This window comes from Micromonospora chokoriensis (assembly GCF_900091505.1).
Taxonomy (GTDB): Bacteria; Actinomycetota; Actinomycetes; order Mycobacteriales; family Micromonosporaceae; genus Micromonospora; species Micromonospora chokoriensis.
This window is the reverse complement of sequence record NZ_LT607409.1, coordinates 2,168,426-2,187,443: the sequence shown is the minus strand read 5'-3', so window position 1 is coordinate 2,187,443 and position 19,018 is coordinate 2,168,426. Positions and strand designations below refer to the sequence as shown.

Annotated in this window: 19 protein-coding genes and 1 pseudogene; 13 read left to right on the top strand and 7 right to left on the bottom strand. The window is 72.0% G+C overall.

All coding sequences use genetic code 11. From position 1 onward, the window contains the following. Positions 1 to 108: 108 nt before the first annotated feature. The gene (locus tag GA0070612_RS10350; protein ID WP_088987710.1) at positions 109 to 549 is read right to left on the bottom strand and encodes a (deoxy)nucleoside triphosphate pyrophosphohydrolase; all 441 of its coding nucleotides are present in this window, start codon (positions 547 to 549) and stop codon (positions 109 to 111) included. 182 nt (positions 550 to 731) lie between these two features. On the opposite strand from GA0070612_RS10350, the gene GA0070612_RS10345 reads away from it, so the two are divergent. The 6 genes from GA0070612_RS10345 (at position 732) to GA0070612_RS10315 (ending at position 3,768) form a co-directional block, all read left to right on the top strand. Continuing rightward, positions 732 to 1,040: a 4a-hydroxytetrahydrobiopterin dehydratase gene (locus tag GA0070612_RS10345; RefSeq protein WP_088991390.1), complete on the top strand. Its 309-nt coding sequence runs from the start codon at positions 732 to 734 to the stop codon at positions 1,038 to 1,040. Positions 1,041 to 1,113: 73 nt separating this feature from the next. Beyond that, on the top strand, positions 1,114 to 1,314 hold the full coding sequence (locus GA0070612_RS10340; protein WP_231924522.1) for a type 2 periplasmic-binding domain-containing protein: 201 nt from the start codon (positions 1,114 to 1,116) through the stop codon (positions 1,312 to 1,314). A 97-nt stretch (positions 1,315 to 1,411) separates the two neighbouring features. Further along, the gene (locus tag GA0070612_RS10335) at positions 1,412 to 1,663 is read left to right on the top strand and encodes a hypothetical protein (protein ID WP_088987709.1); all 252 of its coding nucleotides are present in this window, start codon (positions 1,412 to 1,414) and stop codon (positions 1,661 to 1,663) included. 10 nt (positions 1,664 to 1,673) lie between these two features. Further along, entirely contained in the window at positions 1,674 to 2,036 is a 363-nt protein-coding gene (locus GA0070612_RS10330) for a PH domain-containing protein (RefSeq protein ID WP_088987708.1), read from the top strand. Positions 2,037 to 2,264: 228 nt separating this feature from the next. After that, a complete protein-coding gene (locus GA0070612_RS10325) occupies positions 2,265 to 2,996 on the top strand; it encodes a class I SAM-dependent methyltransferase (RefSeq protein ID WP_088987707.1) in 732 nt (243 codons plus the stop codon). A gap of 403 nt (positions 2,997 to 3,399) precedes the next feature. Then, positions 3,400 to 3,768, top strand: coding sequence for a VOC family protein (locus tag GA0070612_RS10315; protein ID WP_088991389.1), 369 nt, complete (start codon positions 3,400 to 3,402; stop codon positions 3,766 to 3,768). A 22-nt stretch (positions 3,769 to 3,790) separates the two neighbouring features. Here the strand turns inward: GA0070612_RS10315 and GA0070612_RS32465 are convergent. Then, positions 3,791 to 4,038, bottom strand: a pseudogene (locus tag GA0070612_RS32465) (class I SAM-dependent methyltransferase); the annotation flags it as partial. A gap of 331 nt (positions 4,039 to 4,369) precedes the next feature. On the opposite strand from GA0070612_RS32465, the gene GA0070612_RS10300 reads away from it, so the two are divergent. Further along, positions 4,370 to 4,750: a VOC family protein gene (locus tag GA0070612_RS10300; protein WP_088987706.1), complete on the top strand. Its 381-nt coding sequence runs from the start codon at positions 4,370 to 4,372 to the stop codon at positions 4,748 to 4,750. Between the two features lie 208 nt (positions 4,751 to 4,958). Here GA0070612_RS10300 and ychF read toward each other — a convergent pair whose 3' ends face one another. The 3 genes from ychF to GA0070612_RS10285 all read right to left on the bottom strand — a co-directional run bounded on the left by ychF (position 4,959) and on the right by GA0070612_RS10285 (position 7,424). Then, on the bottom strand, positions 4,959 to 6,044 hold the full coding sequence (ychF, locus tag GA0070612_RS10295; protein ID WP_088987705.1) for a redox-regulated ATPase YchF: 1,086 nt from the start codon (positions 6,042 to 6,044) through the stop codon (positions 4,959 to 4,961). Positions 6,045 to 6,114: 70 nt separating this feature from the next. Continuing rightward, positions 6,115 to 6,849 carry a Type 1 glutamine amidotransferase-like domain-containing protein gene (locus tag GA0070612_RS10290; RefSeq protein WP_088987704.1) on the bottom strand — a complete coding sequence of 245 codons (735 nt, stop codon included), beginning with the start codon at positions 6,847 to 6,849 and terminating at the stop codon, positions 6,115 to 6,117. Positions 6,850 to 6,920: 71 nt separating this feature from the next. Beyond that, entirely contained in the window at positions 6,921 to 7,424 is a 504-nt protein-coding gene (locus GA0070612_RS10285; protein WP_231924521.1) for a hypothetical protein, read from the bottom strand. Positions 7,425 to 7,640: 216 nt separating this feature from the next. On the opposite strand from GA0070612_RS10285, the gene GA0070612_RS10280 reads away from it, so the two are divergent. The 6 genes from GA0070612_RS10280 to valS all read left to right on the top strand — a co-directional run bounded on the left by GA0070612_RS10280 (position 7,641) and on the right by valS (position 17,523). Continuing rightward, the gene (locus GA0070612_RS10280; protein ID WP_088987703.1) at positions 7,641 to 9,038 is read left to right on the top strand and encodes an FAD-binding oxidoreductase; all 1,398 of its coding nucleotides are present in this window, start codon (positions 7,641 to 7,643) and stop codon (positions 9,036 to 9,038) included. Between the two features lie 78 nt (positions 9,039 to 9,116). Continuing rightward, positions 9,117 to 10,625: a DNA-3-methyladenine glycosylase 2 family protein gene (locus GA0070612_RS10275; protein WP_088987702.1), complete on the top strand. Its 1,509-nt coding sequence runs from the start codon at positions 9,117 to 9,119 to the stop codon at positions 10,623 to 10,625. Further along, complete coding sequence (locus GA0070612_RS10270) at positions 10,622 to 11,131, top strand: methylated-DNA--[protein]-cysteine S-methyltransferase (RefSeq protein ID WP_088987701.1); 510 nt, start codon at positions 10,622 to 10,624, stop codon at positions 11,129 to 11,131. The genes GA0070612_RS10275 and GA0070612_RS10270 overlap by 4 nt, the downstream gene beginning before the upstream one ends. A 38-nt stretch (positions 11,132 to 11,169) precedes the next feature. Continuing rightward, the gene (locus tag GA0070612_RS10265) at positions 11,170 to 13,026 is read left to right on the top strand and encodes an ABC transporter ATP-binding protein (RefSeq protein ID WP_088987700.1); all 1,857 of its coding nucleotides are present in this window, start codon (positions 11,170 to 11,172) and stop codon (positions 13,024 to 13,026) included. Further along, positions 13,023 to 14,903 (top strand): ABC transporter ATP-binding protein, encoded by a 1,881-nt coding sequence (locus GA0070612_RS10260; RefSeq protein WP_088987699.1) that lies wholly within the window; start codon positions 13,023 to 13,025, stop codon positions 14,901 to 14,903. The genes GA0070612_RS10265 and GA0070612_RS10260 overlap by 4 nt, the downstream gene beginning before the upstream one ends. 55 nt (positions 14,904 to 14,958) lie before the next feature. Next, positions 14,959 to 17,523: a valine--tRNA ligase gene (gene valS / locus GA0070612_RS10255; RefSeq protein ID WP_088987698.1), complete on the top strand. Its 2,565-nt coding sequence runs from the start codon at positions 14,959 to 14,961 to the stop codon at positions 17,521 to 17,523. A gap of 45 nt (positions 17,524 to 17,568) precedes the next feature. Here valS and GA0070612_RS10250 read toward each other — a convergent pair whose 3' ends face one another. Both GA0070612_RS10250 and GA0070612_RS10245 read right to left on the bottom strand, forming a co-directional pair. After that, positions 17,569 to 18,213, bottom strand: a complete 645-nt coding sequence (locus tag GA0070612_RS10250) for a hypothetical protein (RefSeq protein ID WP_088987697.1) — start codon at positions 18,211 to 18,213, stop codon at positions 17,569 to 17,571. 93 nt (positions 18,214 to 18,306) lie between these two features. After that, a complete protein-coding gene (locus GA0070612_RS10245) occupies positions 18,307 to 19,017 on the bottom strand; it encodes an ABC transporter permease subunit (protein ID WP_088987696.1) in 711 nt (236 codons plus the stop codon). Position 19,018: the final 1 nt, after the last annotated feature.

Genomic DNA, 19,018 nt, shown 5'->3' with positions numbered 1-19,018 from the left:
GGTGATCAAGACGTTTCGGTCACCAGGAGGCCGGATCCTGACCGAAACCTCTTGATCACCGGGGAGCAGGTCGGGGGCCGGGCCCGGGGGGTGGGGGTGGGGGTGGGGTCAGGGGTTCTTCAGGATGGGGCGGAGTGCGGCGACGATGGGGGCGTCGGCGGGAAGCCAGGTGACGGAGTCCAGTTCGTCGGCGGTCAGCCACCGCAGCGCCTCGTGTTCCAGCGCCTGCGGCTCGTCCCCGTCGAGCAGACGGGCGGCGTACACCTTGAGCACCGAACGGCCGTGTGCCATCCGGACGTCGCGGCCGACCCGATCACCGATCTCGACGCGTACGGCCAACTCCTCGACGCACTCCCGGATCAGCGCGTCGACCTCGGCCTCGCCCGGCTCGACCTTCCCGCCGGGGAACTCCCACATCCCGGCCACCTCGGGCGGGGCGGAGCGCGCGCAGGCGAGCACCCGCCCGTCCCGGATTATCGCCGCGCCGACGATCACCTTCAGGTCCCGTCGTTCGGCCTGCCCGCCATCATTCGCCCGTTCGGTCCGCACGGGCGTCCAGGGTGCCAGATCAATCGGCGGTTTGGGTACCGGAACCGTCCGCTAGGCCAGTAGAAACGGAAGTGTGGTCGTGGACACCCCTCCCGCGTGGGGAGAGACTAGGGGACACCGACAAGACACGGGATGGCGACGATTTGGCCACAAGCCGGCAACGGCGCTTGGGGGGTGCGGTGATGCGGGTGCTGTTCAGCAGCAGGTCAAAGCACGACTACCTTGCCGACGCGTTGACCTTGCTATCTGGTTGGACACGCGAGGGAGAGCAGATCCGACGGACGCTCGTGATCGACGATACCCAACACGCGGCGCTAACTGAACGAGTCAAGGTCGTCGCCGATGCGCTGCACCTGCGCCCGGAGATCAGCCGACGGTCCGACAGCACCCAGATCCGGGTCGGGCACGGCAACGGCGAGCCCTTGACCGAGGGTGAGGTTCTGCTGGCCGCCCGGATCGAGGACGCCTACCGGGCGGTCACGGAGTCCTGACGTCCGCACCCCGGAGTGCACCCCGACCGGCCGGCCCATTCCGAAGGGGCCCGCCGGGAACACCTTCTCCGAGATGCTGTCGCTGGTCGCGCTCGGGCGGGGCGTCCTGCCGGTGGGTGAGCACACGCGCCGCTACTACCCCCGCCCCGACGTGGCGTACGTGCCCATCCACGACGCGCCACCGATCGAACGCGGGCCAATCTGGCTGCCCAGCAACACCACCACCCGGGTACGCGAGTTCGTGCGCGCCGCGACCGACGCGAACGCGCCGTGAGGCACGGCGAGTTCCAGCATCCCCGCCCGGTAGAGGTCCACGACGCGGAGCGCCGGTAGCGCCGGATCATCCTGCCGGGCGACGGCGAGGTCCGCGCGTGGACAGCCGTCACCGGGGTACGCGACGGAGTGGTCGACTTCACCACCACTACCACTTCGCCGACGGCGAGCGGTCGGTCAGCTCGGCGACCCTGCGCTTCCGCACCGAGGCCGAGCTGCGCGCCTCCCTGACCAGGGCGGACTTCGCGGTCGATCGTGTCTACGGCGGCTGGCGCCAGGAGCCCGTCGGCCACGGCGACGGCGAGTTCGTGGTCCTCGCCCGGGCGGGCACTGTGGCACCGGGTTTCTAACCTGGGACGCATGGCGAACATCGCGTACGACCGCAAAGAGCAGGTCCAGCAGATCGAGAGCGGCCTCCTCGACGGTGAGCAGATCATCGCCGTCTACGACGCCGTCGGCACGGGCACCGGGTTCATCGGGCTGACCGACCGCCGCGTGATCATCCAGGACCGTTCCTTCGTCGGGAAGCGGTACGCGATCACCAGCATCCCGTACTCGAAGATCACCAGCGTGAGCGTGGTCAGCAACAAATCCTGGGGTGGGTCGTTCTTCTCCACCGGCGCCATCGCGATCCACGTCGGCACGCACACCTACGAGGTGGAGTTCCGTGGTGCGCAGAAGAGCCACCACGTGCACAACGTGATCCTGCACAACATCTCCTGACCTGACGTCCCGCTGCGGGCCCGGCCGGCGTAATTGCCTTGCCGGGCCCGCGCCGTCTCTGGTGTCCTCGGCCGACAGTCACGCGAAGGGAGCAGCGCCATGACCGCTACGACGAAGTGCCTCCGACCCGACGTCAATCGCACCGAGGAATCGAGACTTCGTGAGCAGATCTGTTCCCCCGACCATGGCGCCGCTACGCGCCACTGACACCAACCGCGGAGGCCGCTGATGTCGGTCTTCGACGATCCCGGCCTCTTCGGCCGGCTGTGGGCCGCCGAGTACGACGGCCCGGGCAACCCCGACCCGATGCCGGCGGTGGACTTCCTGGCCGATCTGGCCGACGGTGGTCCGGTTCTCGAACTGGCGATCGGCACCGGCCGGGTCGCTCTTCCCCTGGCCGAGCGGGGTCTGACCGTGCACGGCGTCGAGGCGTCCGAGGAGATGGTGGCGCACCTGCGGGCCAAGCCCGGCGGCGACCGGATCCCGGTGGTCATCGCCGACATGGCCGACGTGCCGGTGCACGGTGAGTTCCGGCTCGCGTACCTGGTCTTCAACACGCTGTTCAACCTGGTCGACGCGGAGCGGCAGGCGGACTGCTTCCGCAACGTCGCCCGGGTGCTGTCGCCCGGTGGCGCGTTCGTCATCGAGACGTTCGTGCCCGACCCGCGCAGCTTCGACTCCGACGAGCAGGTGCGGGTGTGGGACGTGACCGAGGACTCCGCGACGATCCGACTGCACAGGTACGACCGGCCGGCGCAGCGGTTCATCAGGCAGACCATCACCTTCGACAGTGACGGCGTACACCTGAAGCCGTTCGCCATGCGGTACGCCTGGCCGCACCAGATCGACGCGATGGCGCAGCAGGCGGGTCTCCGGTTGACCGAGCGGTACGCCGACTGGCAACGGCGACCGTTCCAGGCCGACAGTAGTTCGCACATCTCCGTCTACCGGGCGGAGTAGCGGCGGTTGGTCGACTCCGGTTCCCGACGGAGCCGGGGTCGGCCTTCCGCGCTCGGCGGATTCTGCTGACGGCAGCCTCCCTTGATCCGCCGGCCCGCCGTACCGCTCCACGTCGATGGCGCTGTTCCAGCGCAGCACGTCGACCGCGCAACTGCCGGCGGTGCTCGCCGCGAACGGTGCCATCCTCGTGCTGGCCGTACCCCTGGGCACCATGCTGGGCGGGCCGCTGGTGGGCGCCATCGGCGCACGCCCGACGCTGCTGCTCTGCGCGGTCGCGATCGTGGCCCTCGGGCTGGTCGCCGCGGGGTTCGCGATCTCACGACGGAGCGCGCGAACCCTGCGGCGGCCCCGCCGCCGGTCGCACGTCTCGGGATCGTCGTACCCGGGTCGGACAATGCCGGGCATGTCTGAGACGACTCCGCACCAGCACCACGCCATCGACTACGTCGAGTTCACGGTGACCGACCTCGCCGAGGCCAGGCGCTTCTACACCGAGGCGTTCGGCTGGCAGTTCAACGACTACGGTCCGGGCTACGCGGGCATCCGCAACCCGCAGGGTGACTCCGAGGTCGGTGGTCTGCGCCTGGACGAGACAGTGCGGGCCGGCGGTCCGCTGGTGCTGCTCTTCTCGACCGACCTCGACACGTCGGTGCAGGCGGTCAAGGACGCCGGCGGTCAGGTGGTCGACGGGCCGTACGACTTCCCCGGTGGCCGGCGGTTCCACTTCACCGACCCGAGCGGCAACGAGCTGGGCGTCTGGGCCGAGCGGTAGGCCGCCGTCGCACGGTGGCCGGCGGGATGACCTCGGCGCTGCCCGGCAGGGCACGAACGGCCGGCAACGCGCGGCGCAGCTCGGCGAGCATCGCCGGGTCGGGCTCGACCGCGACGACGTCGACGCCCACCCGAGCAGTGTGGCGGACAGCTTGCCGGTGCCGGCACCAAGGTCGAGCACGCGCCGGCCGGGCGCGACGTCGAGCGCCCACCGAACGGCGGCCTCCTCTCGTGGGTGATGACGACAGCGTCCAGTGCACCATCCGGCCAGAGCGCGAGCAGCCGCGGAAGCGTGGCGTAGCCGAGGTCGAGCACCAGGCGGTAGCCGTCCCAGTCCACGGCGAAACCGCTACCGGCGCGGACCGGTTCGGGAAAGGCACCGCAACTGCCGAGCACGGTGACCTGTCGCATCCACACAGGATGCCAGCCCGCCAGCCCTCTACCCGCCAGTAGAGCAGCCGCCACAACGTGGGCTGCGCTAGCCAGTCACCGCCCCGCTCGCCTCACCCGGTATGGTCGCGAGCCTGTTGTCACTCCGGGGAGCCCATGAGATCCACGTCCGGCCGCCCCGGCAGTTCCCATGCTGAGAGTAGGTCACGTCAATGGCATGCCGTATCGGTGAGCTCGTGCTCAAGTGCCGCGACCCCGAGGTGTTGGCGCGGTTCTGGTGCGAGGTTCTGGACTTCGTAGAGCTCGATCGCGAAGAGGGGATCTACATCGAGGTAGGCCCGCGTGGAGGGTTCGGCGGCCCGCAGCCGACGATCTTCATCATCCGCGACGACGAGCCGAGGAACGGGCCTGCGAGGCTGCACATCGACGTCAACCCCACCGACCGCGATCAGGACGCCGAGCTGGAGCGCCTCCTGGCCGCCGGGGCCGAACTCGTCGACATCGGTCAGCCCGCGGACGCGTCCTGGCATGTCCTCGCTGATCCGGAAGGCAACGAGTTCTGCCTGCTCAAGAGCCGCCTCGACCCACTCTGACGGCCCTCGCCCAACTGATCAACGCCGCCGCCAGGATCTGGCGACCCCGTCAACAGCCGAAGACCCGGGGTGAATGCCCGACCCACCCGGGTCTTCGGCGGTGGGAGTGAGTCGGTCATCGTGGTCGCCGAACGGCTGGGGTACGAGGCGTCAGGTTGTGCCCCGAAGCGAAGGAGTCAAACGTCTGACCGGCGGAACCGGCCGGGGGTCAGACGTTGAAGCGGAACTCCACGACGTCGCCGTCCTGCATGACGTACTCCTTGCCCTCGATGCGGACCTTGCCCGCCGCCTTGGCCGACGCCATCGAGCCGTGCTCGACCAGGTCGTGGTACGAGACCACCTCGGCCTTGATGAAGCCGCGCTGGAAGTCGCTGTGGATGACGCCCGCGGCCTCCGGCGCGGTGGCGCCGACCGGGACGGTCCAGGCGCGTGCCTCCTTGGGACCGGCCGTGAGGTACGTCTGGAGGCCGAGGGTGCGGAAGCCGACCCGGACGAGCTGGTTGAGGCCCGGCTCGTTCTGGCCGATCGACTCCAGCAGCTCGCGGGCCTCCTCCTCGGGCAGGTCCACCAGCTCAGATTCGATCTTGGCGTCCATGAAGACGGCCTCGGCGGGGGCGACCAGGGCACGCAGTTCGTCGAGGAACGCCTCGTTGGCCAGCTCGGCCTCGTCGACGTTGAAGACGTACAGGAAGGGCTTGGTGGTGAGCAGGTGCAGCTCGCGCAGGTGCTCCAGCTCGATCTTGGCGGCAGCGGCCCCGGAGTAGAGCGTGGTGCCGCCGTCGAGCACCTCGATGGCGGCCTTCGCGGCGGCCACGGCGACGGCCCGGTCCTTGCGGAGCTTGGCCTCCTTCTCCAACCGGGGCAGCGCCTTGTCCAGGGTCTGCAGGTCGGCGAGGATCAGCTCGGTGTTGATCGTCTCGATGTCGTCGGCCGGGGAGATCTTGCCGTCGACGTGCACCACGTTCGGGTCGGAGAAGGCCCGGACGACCTGGCAGATCGCCGAGGCGTCCCGGATGTTCGCCAGGAAGGCGTTGCCCCGGCCCTGCCCCTTCGACGCGCCGCGGACCAGGCCGGCGATGTCGACGAACGACACCGGGGCCGGCAGCACCTTCTGCGAGGAGAAGATCTCGGCCAGCTTGCCCAGCCGTTCGTCGGGAAGCCCGACCACGCCGACGTTGGGCTCGATGGTGGCGAACGGGTAGTTCGCCGCCAGCACGTCGTTCTTGGTCAACGCGTTGAAAAGCGTGCTCTTGCCGACGTTGGGCAGGCCGACGATGCCGATGGAGAGACTCACGACCAGCCAGCTTACGCGGGTGCCGACCGGGCCGACCCACGCGGCTCCGACTCGGCCCGACCACCGCCGCTCAGCCGAGCAGGCGTGGGGCGATGACCGCCTCCCGGACGCTGCCGTCCACACCGCGGCTGACCTCGTACGCCGAGACACCCGCACGGTCCGCGACTGCCTCGACCAGCCGGGTGCCCCGGTAGACCAGCCCGACCCCGTCGTCGGTGCAGTGGCTGGTCGGGAGCGTCTCGTCACCGACCAGCTCGTGCATGAGCGGGCGGCGTTGGCCCTCGCTGTCGTAGTGCACCCCGTTGCCGTACGGCAGCCAGCCGAGGCCCTCGGTGAAGCCCCGCAGCCGGGGGCCGAAGCTGTCGGTGGCACCGCCGACGTGCCAGCAGATCGAGCCGGCGGAGACACCGGCCAGCACCACGCCGGCCTGCCAGCACTCGTGCAGGATCTCGTCGAGCCCGTGCACCCGCCAGATGGCGACCAGGTTGGCCACGCTGCCGCCGCCGACCCAGATCACGTCCTGGGCGAGCAGGTGGGCGCGGACGTCCTCGACGTTCGGCATGGGGAACAGGGCGAGGTGCGACAGCCGGAACCGGGTGGCGGCGAACGCGCTGTAGACGGCGGTCAGCGAGGTGGGCTGGTCGCCGACGGCCTGCCCGAGGTAGCAGACCCGTGGGTGCGGACCAGCCTCGGCCAGCTCGGCAGCCAGGTCGAAGACCGGGCTGGGCCGCATGTCGTAGGGCCCTCGGTCACCCCGGGAGAAGCCCATGCTGGTGGCGATGATGGTCGGCTCGCTGGCGGGCATCGGGGCGTCCTTCCGTCGGGGCGTTGCCGTGCCCATCCTGCCTCAGCCGACGCACCGAGCAGGCTCGACGGTCACCGGGACCCCTCCGGTCGCCGCTGGCGGGGCACCTCGACCTCGGGCCAGCAGCCGAGGGACGGCCGGTCGGCCGGGGGCAGCTGCCCTGCGGCGGCTCGGGGCAGGGTGAACCGGTCGGCGGCGGCCGGACCTGCCGAGAACGACTCGCGCAGCATCCACCGCACCTCGTCGGCCGTCCAGCCCAGCCCCGACCGGCCGGCGATCTCGCGAACCAGCCGCCGGCCGACCCGGGTGTCGTCGTCGTAGAAGCGCATGCACCAGTGGTGTGTCCACATCCCGAGCGCCCGCAGACCCGCGTCGTCGAGGGAACCGGCCAACCGGCCACAGGCGGTGTCGGAGAAGGCCTGGTCGGGGTCGGCCGCCCGGTCCCGTTCGATGGCGCCCACGGCGGCCGGCGCGACCGCCCGCATCCGCCGGTAGAAGGCCTGCACCACAGCGCGGGGCAACGACGGGAACGCACCCGATGTCGACGCCGCCGCCCAACCCGCCACGCTCGCCATCCGCCGCACCCCTTCTTGAGTTGGTGGCCGGACGGTACCCGCCACTACCGACACTTCCGGGCGGGAGACCCCTGTCACCTTCCCGCGGGCACTCCCGCACGGGGAGCCACGAACAGGACGAACCGGTCCGCCGAATTTGTCGGTGCCGGTGCGCCCGCTCATCCTTGGGGCCATGACCGATCCCGGACAGCCGAGGTGCGAGCTGCGGAGGCACCGATGACCGCCGCGATGGCCCGGGTGCCCGACTCCCTGCGGGGACAGATCGTCACGCCCGGCGACCGCCGGTACGCGCAGCTGCGCTCGACGTACACCACCTCGGCGTCGCCGGCCGCCGTCCTGCTGCCGAAGACCACCGCTCAGGTCGTCGACGCCCTCCGTTACGCGCGGGAGCAGCGGCTGCCCATCGCCGTCCGCAGCGGCGGGCACGGCTTCTCCGGCGCCTCCTCCAACAACGGCGGGGTGGTCATCGACCTGTCCATGCTCAACCGGGTGCAGGTGCTCGACGAGCGGGCCGGGCTGGTCCGGATCGAGGCGGGCGCCCGCTGGGCGAACGTGGCGAAGACACTGGCCCCGTACGGCCTGGTGGTCAGCTCGGGCGACCACGGCGGTGTCGGCGTCGGCGGCCTGGCCACCGGCGGAGGTGTGGGCTGGTTGGTCCGCGCGCACGGCCTCACCGTCGACCGCGTCCGGGCGGTCGAGGTGGTCCTCGCCGACGGGACGCTGGTACGCGCGGACGCCGACCACGAGCCGGAGCTGTTCTGGCTGGTCCGGGGCGCGGGAGCGGGCGCGGGGATCGTGGTGGCCTTCGAGATCGAGGCCGCGGAGCAGCGCAACGTCGGCGTGGCGCAGGTGGTCGTCGAGGCGCGGCCGGACGGGCGCACGGTCAGCGAGTGGACCAGTTACCTCACGCAGGCTCCACGGGAGCTGTCCGCAGCGGCCGTGGTGTACGCCGAGGGCCGCTCGGCACTCATGTCCATCACCGCCGTGGTGGCCGCCGAGAGCCTGCGCCGGGCCCGACCCGCGGTGGAGCCGCTGCTCGCCATCGGCAGGGTGCTCGAACACCGGACCGACCTGCTGCCCTACCCGGCCCTGGTCCCGACCGCGCACCTGCACCCGAACGTCGGGCAGCAGCGCGGTACGACCACCAACGGTCTGTTCCGCGACCTGGACGACGCCGGTGCTCGTGCCGTGATGCGCGCGGTGACCGAGCCGGGTCGGGCGGTGGTCCAGCTCCGCTCGTTGGGCGGGGCGATCAACGACGTCGCTCCCGACGCGACCGCGTACCCCCATCGCCACCAGCACACGATGGTGGTCGCCTCGGTGTTCCCTCCGCAGGGCGCGGGGGCGTTGGACGCCGCCTGGCGGGCGGTCGGCGCGCGCGCCGACGGGGCGTACGTCAACTTCGAGAGTCGGCCCGGCCCGGACGCGTTCGCCCGGATCTACCCGGGCGAGACCGGAGCCCGGGTGCGGCGGCTGTGGAAGCGGTACGACCCGGACGGCGTGTTCCGCCCGGCCCTGCTGACCGGCCAACCGCAACGCGCCGCCCGGCCGACCCGCTCCGCCCAGCCCGCCGGATCCGGCCAGCCGCATCGGCGCCGTCGTCGCCCCCGTTGACGGCGGCCCTGGCCACCGGCACGCCCAGGTCCGATTCCCGCCAGCCGCTGGTCCGCCGGGCGGGGCATCATCGGGGACATGGAGATGGACTTCGAGCGGTGTTACCGGGCCGTGGACAGCCGTGACCAGCGGTTCGACGGCTGGTTCTACACCGGCGTGACGTCCACCGGCATCTACTGCCGACCGTCCTGCCCCGCGATCACGCCCAAGCGGCAGAACGTCCGGTTCTTCCCGTCGGCCGCGGCCGCGCAGGGCGCCGGGTTGCGCGCCTGCCGCCGCTGCCGGCCGGACGCCGCTCCCGGCTCACCCCAGTGGGACATCCGCGCGGACGTGGTCGGCCGAGCGATGCGGCTGATCGCCGACGGGGTGGTCGACCGCGCCGGCGTACCGGGGCTGGCCTCGCGCCTCGGCTACACCGAGCGGCACCTGCACCGGATGCTGAGCGCCGAGATGGGCGCCGGCCCGCTCGCTCTGGCCCGGGCGCAACGGGCGCAGACCGCCCGGATCCTGATCGAGACGACCGACCTCGGGATGGCCGAGATCGCGTTCGCCGCGGGCTTCGGCAGCGTGCGGCAGTTCAACGACACGCTCCGCGAGGTGTACGCGAGCGCGCCGTCGGACCTGCGGACGGCCCGTGGTCGCCAGCCGGCGGCGACCGGGGCGGGGACCATCACCCTGCGGTTGGCGTACCGCCCGCCGTTGCACGCCCGGGCGCTGCTGGACTTCCTCGCGGTGCGGGCGTTGCCCGGGGTGGACGAGGTCCGCGACGGGACGTACCGCAGGGGTCTGCGGTTGCCGCACGGCACCGGCGAGGTGGCGCTGACCCCGGCAAACGGGCACGTGGCGGCGACGCTGCGGCTGACCGACCTGCGCGACCTGGCGCCCGCGGTGGCCCGGTGCCGTCGGCTGCTCGACCTGGACGCGGACCCGGCGGCGATCGACGCCACCCTGGCGGCGGACCCGGCGCTGGCGCGGGCGGTCGCCACCGAACCCGGGGTCCGACTCCCCCGTGCGGTGGACGGCTTCGAGATGGCAGTGCGCGCCGTCGTCGGCCAACAGGTCTCGGTGAGTGCGGCAAGGAAAACCCTCACCCGCCTCCTTCTGACCCACCCGGTTGATCATGAGGTTGCCGGGGTCGACGGAGATCGAAGTCCAGGCCAACCTCATGATCAACCGGGTTCGGCGGGGGTGGGGGTGGGGGTGGGGGTGCTGCGGGGGTTTTTGAGCGCGGAGGAACTTCTGGGTCTGCCGGACTCGCGGTTCGGGATGCCTTCGGCGCGGCGGGAGACCCTGCGGGGAGTGGCTCGGGCCGTCGTGGGTGGGGATCTGGACCTTGCTCCTGGGGTGGATCGCGAGGAGGCCGTGCGGCGGCTGCTCGCGCTGCCCGGCATCGGCCCGTGGACCGCCAACTACCTGGCCATGCGCGCCCTCGGCGACCCGGACATCCTACTCAGCACCGACCTCGCGGTCCGACGCGGCGCCGCCGCGCTCGGCCTGCCCGACACCCCGAAGACCCTCGACGGGTACGCCGAGCGGTGGCGTCCCTGGCGGTCCTACGCCACGATCAGACTCTGGAGAGCCGCATGAGCATCGACAGCACCGTCCTGACCACACCGACCGGCCCGTTGAGCATCCTCGTCGGCCCGGACGGCGACGTACGGGCCGCCGGCTTCACCAGTGACCCCGCGGCGCTGCTGCCCCTGGTCCACCCGACCCTGCGAGCGCCGCTGCGCCAGCGGGGCGACCTCGGCCCGGTGAGCGCCGCCGTGACGTCCTACCTGGACGGCGACCTCGCCGCGATCGACGCGGTGCCGGTCCGTCAGGTCACCGGCGGGGAGTTCATGGCGCACGCCTGGCAGGTGCTGCGTGCGGTGCCGCCCGGCACCCCGGTCACCTACACCGGGTACGCGGCGCTGGCCGGCCGGCCACCGGCGGTGCGAGCCGCCGCGGCGGCCTGCGCCCGCAACGCCGTCGCGCTGTTCGTGCCCTGCCACCGGGTGCTCCGCACCGACGGGTCGCTCGGTGGCTACCGCTGGGGGCTGGACGTCAAGACGTGGCTTCTCGGTCATGAGCGGCGCTTGACAGCAAGCTGACAGAGGCATCGACACCTGTTAGACGCTACCGTCTGGTAGTGCCTGTGGAGAGCGACGGCGACCCGGCCGCGCGGGTCGCTGCCGGCGCCAACCCCGTGCACAACCTCTGGCGGCTGCGCCCCTACCTGCGCCCGTACGCGGCCGAGTTCGCCTGGTTGCTCCTCGCCGGGCTCGCCGGCACGGCGGCCGGGATCGCCGTACCGCTGGTCGTGCAGCGGGTGGTGGACGGCCCGGTGGCCCGGCACGAACCCGGCGGGTTGCTCCAACTCGGTGCTCTGGCACTGCTGCTCGGCGTGGTCGAGGCGGTGCTCATCTTCATCCGCCGGTGGGTGCAGTCCTCCTCGGCCGTCGGCATGGAGGCGGCGCTGCGCGCCGACGTCTACGCCCACCTGCAACGGTTGCCGACGAGTTTCCACGACCGCTGGCAGTCCGGTCAGCTACTCTCCCGGATCACCAGCGACCTCTCGGTGATCCGCCGGTTCCTCTCCTTCGGCGTGTTCTTCCTGGTGCTCAACCTGACCACCTACGTGGTCGTGGTGGTGCTGCTGATCAGGCTGCACCCGGCGCTGGGGGCGCTGGTGGCGGCCAGCGCGGTGCCGCTGCTGCTGATCAGCCGCCGGTTCGGGCGGCACTACCACGCCGCGTCCCGACGGATGCAGGACCAGCAGGGCGACGTGGCGACCCTGGTCGAGGAGACCGCGCAGGGTCTGCGCACCATGAAGGCGTACGGCCGGGGGCCCGAACTGGCCGCCCGCTTCGCCGGCGCCGCCCGGCGGTTGCACGACACCGGCGTCGGCAAGGGACGGCTGCTGGCCAACACCTCGGCGCTGCTCGACCTGGTGCCCAACGTGACGCTGGGCGTGGTGCTGGTGGCCGGGGCGGCCGCCGCCGCGGAGGGCGTGCTCACCATCGGCGAACTGGTCGCGTTCGTCAGCCTCCAACTGATGCTCATCTGGCCGGTGCAGTCGCTGGGATGGATCATCGCCAACGGCCAGGAGGCCGCCACCGCCGCCGACCGGATCCAGGAGGTGCTGGACACCCCACCCCGGATCGTGGACCGCCCCGGCGCGCTCGCGCTGCCCCGCGACGCGGTCCACGGTCAGCTCCGCTTCGAACGGGTCGCGTTCAGCTATCCGGGCGCCACCGCGCCGGTGCTGCGCGAGATCGACCTGACCATCGAGCCGGGCGAGACGCTGGCCCTGGTCGGTGCCACCGGCTCCGGCAAGAGCACGCTGCTGTCGCTGGTCCCCCGGCTGCACGACGTCACCGCCGGCCGGATCACAGTGGACGGGCACGACCTGCGCGAGCTTCGGCTGGCGTCGCTCCGCCGGCTCGTCGGGGTCGCGTTCGAGGAGCCCACGCTGTTCTCCATGTCGGTCCGGGAGAACCTCACCCTGGGTCACCCGGACGCCGGCGACCACGACGTCCGGGCAGCCCTGGCGCTGGCCCAGGCCGACTTCGCGTACGACCTGCCGTGGGGGTTGGCGACCCGCGTGGGCGAGCAGGGGCTGTCCCTCTCCGGCGGGCAACGGCAACGGCTCGCGTTGGCGCGGGCGGTGCTCGGCCGGCCGGCGCTGCTGGTGTTGGACGATCCGTTGTCCGCGCTCGACGTGCACACCGAAGCGCTGGTCGAGGCGGCGCTACGCCGGGTCCTGCGGGACACCACCGCGCTGCTGGTGGTGCACCGGCCGTCGACCATCGCGCTGGCCGACCGGGTCGCCCTGCTCGAGGACGGGCGGATCACGGCGACCGGGCGGCACTCCGACCTGCTCGCCAGCGTGCCCGCGTACCGGGCGCTGCTCGCCGCCGAGCCGCCCGCCGGGCAGCCACCGCCCTCCGGCGCCGCCGGGTCCAGCCCGTCCGCTTCCGACGGTTGGGGGTTGGTGCACTCGTGACAGTGCCGACGCAGGCCGACCCCCCACCGGAGGAGGAGCCGGAGCTGACCCGCTGGCGCGGCACCGCCACCGACCCGGAGGCCGACCGGAGTCGCGCCGAGGACACGGCACCCGAGGCGGTGGCCCGACTGCGCGGGCTGAGCCGGGCCCTGCTGGCCGACCTGATCCGCCCACACCGCAGGCGACTCACCGCCGCCGTCGGCCTGTTGCTGATCCAGAACGCCGCTTCGATGGCCGGCCCGTACCTGGTCATGATCGGCATCGACCGGGCCATCACGCCGCTGCGCGGCGGCGACCCCGGCCCACTGATCGCCGTCGCCGGGGCGTTCGCGGTGGCCTCGGTGACGGAGTACGCGGCCCGCCGGGGCTTCCTCACCCTCTCCTCGCGGATCGGCCAGGCCGTCCTGCTGGACCTCCGACAGCGGGTGTTCGGGCACTTCCTCCGGCTGTCGGTGGGCTTCCACGAGCGGTACACCTCGGGCCGGATGGTCTCCCGGCTCACCAGCGACCTGGACTCCATCGCCGAGCTGGTCGACGGTGGCATCGACAGCCTCGTGCTGGCCGGGCTGTCGATCCTGTCGGTGGCCGCCATCCTGCTCTGGCTGGACCTGCCACTGGCCGCCGTGACGCTGTTCGCCTTCCCGTTCCTGTTCTGGCTCTCCCGCTGGTTCGCCCGGTCGTCGGCCAGCGCGTACCGACGGACCCGGGACGCTGTCGCGCTGGTCATCGTGCACTTCGTGGAGTCGATGCGGGGCATCCGGGCGGTGCAGGCGTTCCGCCGGGAACCGCGCAACCAACGGATCTTCGTGGCGCTGGGCGACGACTACCGGCGCACCAGCCTGCACGCGTTCCGACTGATCGCCACGTACTCGCCCGCGATCAAACTGATCGGCAACGTCACCGTCGCCGTGGTGCTCTGCTACGGCGGCTGGCGGGTGCTCGGCGGGCAGACCGAGATCGGTGTGCTCGCCGCGTTCCTGCTCTACCTGCGCCGCTTCTTCGAGCCGATGCAGGAGCTCAGCCAGTTCTACAACTCGCTCCAGTCGGCCACCGCCGCGCTGGAGAAACTGGCCGGGGTGCTCGACGAGCGGCCGGCCGTCGCCGAACCGACCCGGCCCACCCCGTTGCCGACCGGACCCGGACGCGGCGAGGTGACCTTCCGGGCGGTCTCCTTCGGCTACCGGGCGGACACCCCGATCCTCGGCGGGTTGGAGCTGACCGTGTCGGCCGGGCAGACCGTGGCGCTGATCGGCCCGACCGGCGCGGGAAAGTCGACGATCGCCAAGCTGGTGGCCCGCTTCCACGACCCGGACACCGGCACGGTCCGACTCGACGGGGTGGACCTGCGCGAGGTGACCGACACCGACCTGCGCCGGGCCGTGGTGCTGGTGACGCAGGAGAACCACCTGTTCAGCGGGACCGTCGCGGACAACATCCGGTTCGGCCGCCCGGGCGCCGACGACACCGAGGTCCAGGCCGCCGCGCGGGCGATCGGCGCGCACGACTTCATCGCCGCGCTACCCGAGGGGTACGCCACCCAGGTGCACCGGCGCGGCGGTCGGCTCTCCGCCGGGCAGCGGCAGCTCGTCGCGTTCGCGCGGGCGTTCCTGGCCGACCCGACGGTGCTGATCCTGGACGAGGCGACGTCGTCGCTGGACGTGCCGACCGAGCGGCTGGTGCAGCGGGCGCTCGGCACCATCCTGCGCGACCGTACCGCCCTGGTGATCGCGCACCGACTCTCCACCGTGGAGACCGCCGACCGGGTGCTCGTCCTCGACGGCGGCACCGTCGTCGAGGACGGCCCACCCGCCGAGCTGGCCGAGGCCGACGGCCGGTACGCGGCCCTGCACCGGCAGTGGCGCGACTCGCTGATCTGACCCGGCGATGCGTAACTGCGTGGTCCGAACCCCTGGTGGTGCCTACCATCTCAGGATGACCGATACGGCGAGGACAGCCCGCGCCGGCGTTCCCGAGCGTCCGACCCTGGACGGGCTCGAGGAGAGCTGGGCACGCCGCTGGCAGGAGGAGGGCACGTACGCGTTCGACCGCTCCAAGCAGCGGGGCGACGTGTACTCCATCGACACCCCTCCGCCGACCGTATCGGGCGAGTTGCACATGGGGCACGTCTTCTCGTACACGCACACCGACACCGTGGCGCGCTACCAGCGGATGCGCGGCAAGGCCGTCTTCTACCCGATGGGCTGGGACGACAACGGTCTGCCCACCGAGCGTCGCGTGCAGAACGTGTACGGGGTGCGGTGCGACCCGGCGTTGGCGTACGACCCCGTGTGGCGGCCACCGGCGGCCCCGGTGGGCGACGCGGCCCGCCGAAACCCCACCCCGATCTCCCGGCGCAACTTCATCGAGCTGTGCGAGCGGCTGACGGTCACCGACGAGCAGGCCTTCGAGGCGCTGTGGCGGCGGCTGGGGCTCTCCGTGGACTGGTCGTTGACGTACACGACGATCGGCCGGATCGCCCGGGCCACCAGCCAGCGGGCATTCGTGCGCAACGTGCGCCGTGGTGAGGCGTACCAGGCGGACGCGCCGACGCTGTGGGACGTCGGCTTCGCCACCGCTGTCGCCCAGGCCGAGTTGGAGGACCGGGAGCGCCCCGGCGCCTACCACCGGCTGCGGTTCATCGCCCCCGGCGGGCGTGAGGTGCTCATCGACACCACCCGTCCCGAGCTGCTGCCGGCCTGCGTGGCGCTGGTCTGCCACCCCGACGACGAGCGGTATGCCGACCTGGTGGGCGGCACCGCCCGCAGCCCGTTGTTCGACGTCGAGGTGCCGGTGCACGCCCACCCGCTCGCCGACCCCGCCAAGGGCACCGGCGTGGCGATGGTCTGCACGTTCGGCGATCTGACCGACGTGACCTGGTGGCGTGAGCTGGGGTTGGCCACGCGGGTGGTGATCGGGCGGGACGGGCGACTGCTCCCCGAGCCGCCGGACGGGGTGCCGGCGCAGCCGTACGCGGCGCTGGCCGGGCAGACCGTCAACGGCGCCCGACGGGAGATCGTCGGCCTGCTGGCCGACGCGGGTGCCCTGATCGGTGAGCCGCGCCAGATCACGCACCCGGTGAAGTTCTACGAGCGGGGCGACCGGCCACTGGAGATCGTCTCGACCCGCCAGTGGTATCTGCGCAACGGTGGCCGGGACGCCGAGCTGCGGGCGACGCTGCTGGCCCGGGGCGGTGAGCTGCACTGGGTGCCGGCGCACATGAGGCACCGCTACGACAACTGGGTGGGCGGCCTGACCGGTGACTGGCTGGTCAGCAGGCAGCGATTCTTCGGCGTGCCGGTGCCGGTCTGGTACCGGCTCGACGACGCTGGCGAGCCGGACTGGTCCCACCCTCTCACGCCGGACGAGTCCGCGCTGCCGGTCGACCCGTCCAGCGACCCGGCGCCCGGCTACGACGAATCCCAGCGCGGTTATCCGGGCGGCTTCATCGGTGATCCGGACGTGCTGGACACCTGGGCCACGTCGTCGTTGACCCCGCAGATCGTCGGTGGTTGGGAGACCGACCCGGACCTGTTCGCCCAGATCTTCCCGATGGACCTGCGGCCCCAGGGGCAGGAGATCATCCGGACCTGGCTGTTCGACACAGTGGTCCGCTCGCACTTCGAGCACGGGGTGCTCCCCTGGCGGGACACCGTGCTCTCGGGATGGATCCTCGACCCGGACCGGAAGAAAATGGCCAAGTCCAAGGGCAACGTGGTCACCCCCCTAGCCCTGTTGGAGCAGCACGGCTCGGACGCGGTGCGCTACTGGGCGGCCAGCGGCAAACCCGGCACCGACCTGGCCTTCGACCCCGCGCAGATCAAGATCGGTCGGCGGTTGGCCACCAAGCTGCTCAACGCCTCCAAGTTCGCGCTCGGGCTGGGCGCGGCGGAAGCGCTGCGCGCTCCGGCGACGACTCCACTGGACCGGGCCATGCTCGCCGAACTGGCCAGCGTGGTCAGCGTCGCGAGCACCGCCTTCGACTCGTACGACCACACGGCCGCGTTGCAGGCGACCGAGGCGTTCTTCTGGCGGTTCTGCGACGACTACATCGAGCTGGTCAAGGAACGCGCGTACGGCACCGACGCGGCAGCCGACTCAGCACGGGCGGCGCTCGCGTCGGCGCTCTCGGTGCAGCTCCGACTGTTCGCCCCGGTGCTGCCGTACGTGACCGAGGAGATCTGGTCGTGGTGGCGGTACGGCTCGGTGCACCGCGCGCCGTGGCCGACCACGTACGAGGTGGAACGGACGATCGAGGGGTCGGGTGAGCCGGCGCTGCTGCGGCTCGCCGGCGACGCGTTGAGCCAGGTCCGGCGGGCCAAGTCGGAGCGGAAGCTGTCGATGAAGGCGGAGGTGCCGCTGGCCGAGGCGCTGGGCCCGGCGGCGCTCCTGGAGCAACTCACACTGGTCGCCGTCGACCTGCGGTCGGCCGGTCGGATCGCCAAGCTCGACCTGCTTCCCGACCGCACTCCGGAGCTGGTCATCGCCTGCGCCTTCTGACCACACGTCCGCCGCCGCCCCCCTCGCGCGGCGGCGGACGTGTGGTCACCAGCCGCGCAGGAAGCGCAGCCCGAGCAGGAACGCGACCACCGAGGGCCCGACCAGCAGGGTGATCGCCTGGAGGCGGTACGGCATCCGGTGCCGGGTCAGCTCGCCCGCGTTGCCGAGGACGATGGCACCGGCCAGCATCAGGAACGCACCCCACCAGCCGGTCCTGAGGTGGATCAGGTCCACCCGGATCAGTTGCAGGGTCAGGCCGAGCAGCGCGCCGGTCAGCGCGAGCAGGGCCACCGCCCGGTGCAGACCACGGACCAGGGGGTGTGCCGCCCGCCACCCGTACGTGCCGGCGACCGCCAGGCAGGGCAGCACGATCAGCAACGGCCAACCCCGGCCCATCACGCCGAACATGAGCAGCGCGCCGACCGCGAAGACGATCGCGCCGACGCAGGCGAGCAAATACCCGGCGAAGGCCCGGCCGCCGCCCCGGGCGAGCAACGGCCCGCCGCCGGCCGCGATCAACGCGGCCGGGATCAGGATGAACACGGCCCACCAGTGGAACTGGCCGCTGCCCTGGGCCGCCGTGGCGACCGTGGCACAGGCCAACCCGGCGACGGCCAGGCTGGTCAGCCACGCACGGCTGCTCCGGGAGTACGGCTCAGTCAACGACGTCTGCTCCGCTTCGACGCTCACACCCGACAGCCTGGCCCGGAGTGGCCCGCCCGGTCCATCCGGCCAGCCCTACCGCCGGGCGGGGGCTGACCGGAACGGCGTTTCGCACCGGTGTCAGCTCGTCTCGCCGGCCACGCTGAACGAGCGCAGACGGTCGATGGCCAGCACCGTGAAGCCGACGCTCACCAGCGCGGTCATCACCGACGCCACCGGCACCGACACGCTGGTCTCCAGCAGCCCGCTGGGGGCGATCCGGTCGGCGAGCGCGATCACGTACTGCTGGATGGAGAGCACCTTGGTGCCGCTGACGAAGTTGCCCAGCAGGCCCTCCCAGATCAACACGTAGACCAGGCCGAGCAGCACCGGCCGCCGGGTCACCAGGCTGAGCGCGAGGAAGAACGCCGAGTACGCCAGCGCGCCGAGCGCCGCCGCGACCGCCAACGCCAGTCCGAGGCGTACCGAGGCGGCCAGCACGCCCGCGACGTAGAGCGGCACCGCGACGGTGACGGCGGTGATCCCGGCGGCCACCGCGAGCTTCGGCAGCACGATCTGCCACCGCGGAAGCGGTTTGGTCAGGATGTGCACCACGGTGCCGTCGTCGATCTCGGCACCCAGCACGCCGGTGCCGATGATCAGCGCGACCACCGGCAGCACCACTGCCAACCCGAGGCCGACCAGCACCGGAGGCCCCCACTGGCGGGGGTCGACGCCCAGGGACCGGCACAGCACGGCCAGCCCGAGCAGGACCAACGGCAGCGGGAGCAGCAGCAGGAACCGGCGGCGGCCGAACAGCCCACGGGCGGTGATCCAGGTAATCGTGGACATG

What these genes read in the sequence shown, in the direction of transcription:
- valS (WP_088987698.1), top strand. Translation starts at nt 14,959, where the DNA reads ATGACCGATACGGCGAGGACAGCCCGCGCCGGCGTTCCCGAGCGTCCG.
- GA0070612_RS10290 (WP_088987704.1), bottom strand. Translation starts at nt 6,849, where the DNA reads ATGCCCGCCAGCGAGCCGACCATCATCGCCACCAGCATGGGCTTCTCC.
- GA0070612_RS10340 (WP_231924522.1), top strand. Translation starts at nt 1,114, where the DNA reads ATGCTGTCGCTGGTCGCGCTCGGGCGGGGCGTCCTGCCGGTGGGTGAG.
- GA0070612_RS10245 (WP_088987696.1), bottom strand. Translation starts at nt 19,017, where the DNA reads ATGTCCACGATTACCTGGATCACCGCCCGTGGGCTGTTCGGCCGCCGC.
- GA0070612_RS10315 (WP_088991389.1), top strand. Translation starts at nt 3,400, where the DNA reads ATGTCTGAGACGACTCCGCACCAGCACCACGCCATCGACTACGTCGAG.
- GA0070612_RS10345 (WP_088991390.1), top strand. Translation starts at nt 732, where the DNA reads ATGCGGGTGCTGTTCAGCAGCAGGTCAAAGCACGACTACCTTGCCGAC.
- GA0070612_RS10325 (WP_088987707.1), top strand. Translation starts at nt 2,265, where the DNA reads ATGTCGGTCTTCGACGATCCCGGCCTCTTCGGCCGGCTGTGGGCCGCC.
- GA0070612_RS10280 (WP_088987703.1), top strand. Translation starts at nt 7,641, where the DNA reads ATGACCGCCGCGATGGCCCGGGTGCCCGACTCCCTGCGGGGACAGATC.
- GA0070612_RS10275 (WP_088987702.1), top strand. Translation starts at nt 9,117, where the DNA reads ATGGAGATGGACTTCGAGCGGTGTTACCGGGCCGTGGACAGCCGTGAC.
- GA0070612_RS10300 (WP_088987706.1), top strand. Translation starts at nt 4,370, where the DNA reads ATGGCATGCCGTATCGGTGAGCTCGTGCTCAAGTGCCGCGACCCCGAG.
- GA0070612_RS10285 (WP_231924521.1), bottom strand. Translation starts at nt 7,424, where the DNA reads ATGGCGAGCGTGGCGGGTTGGGCGGCGGCGTCGACATCGGGTGCGTTC.
- GA0070612_RS10330 (WP_088987708.1), top strand. Translation starts at nt 1,674, where the DNA reads ATGGCGAACATCGCGTACGACCGCAAAGAGCAGGTCCAGCAGATCGAG.
- GA0070612_RS10270 (WP_088987701.1), top strand. Translation starts at nt 10,622, where the DNA reads ATGAGCATCGACAGCACCGTCCTGACCACACCGACCGGCCCGTTGAGC.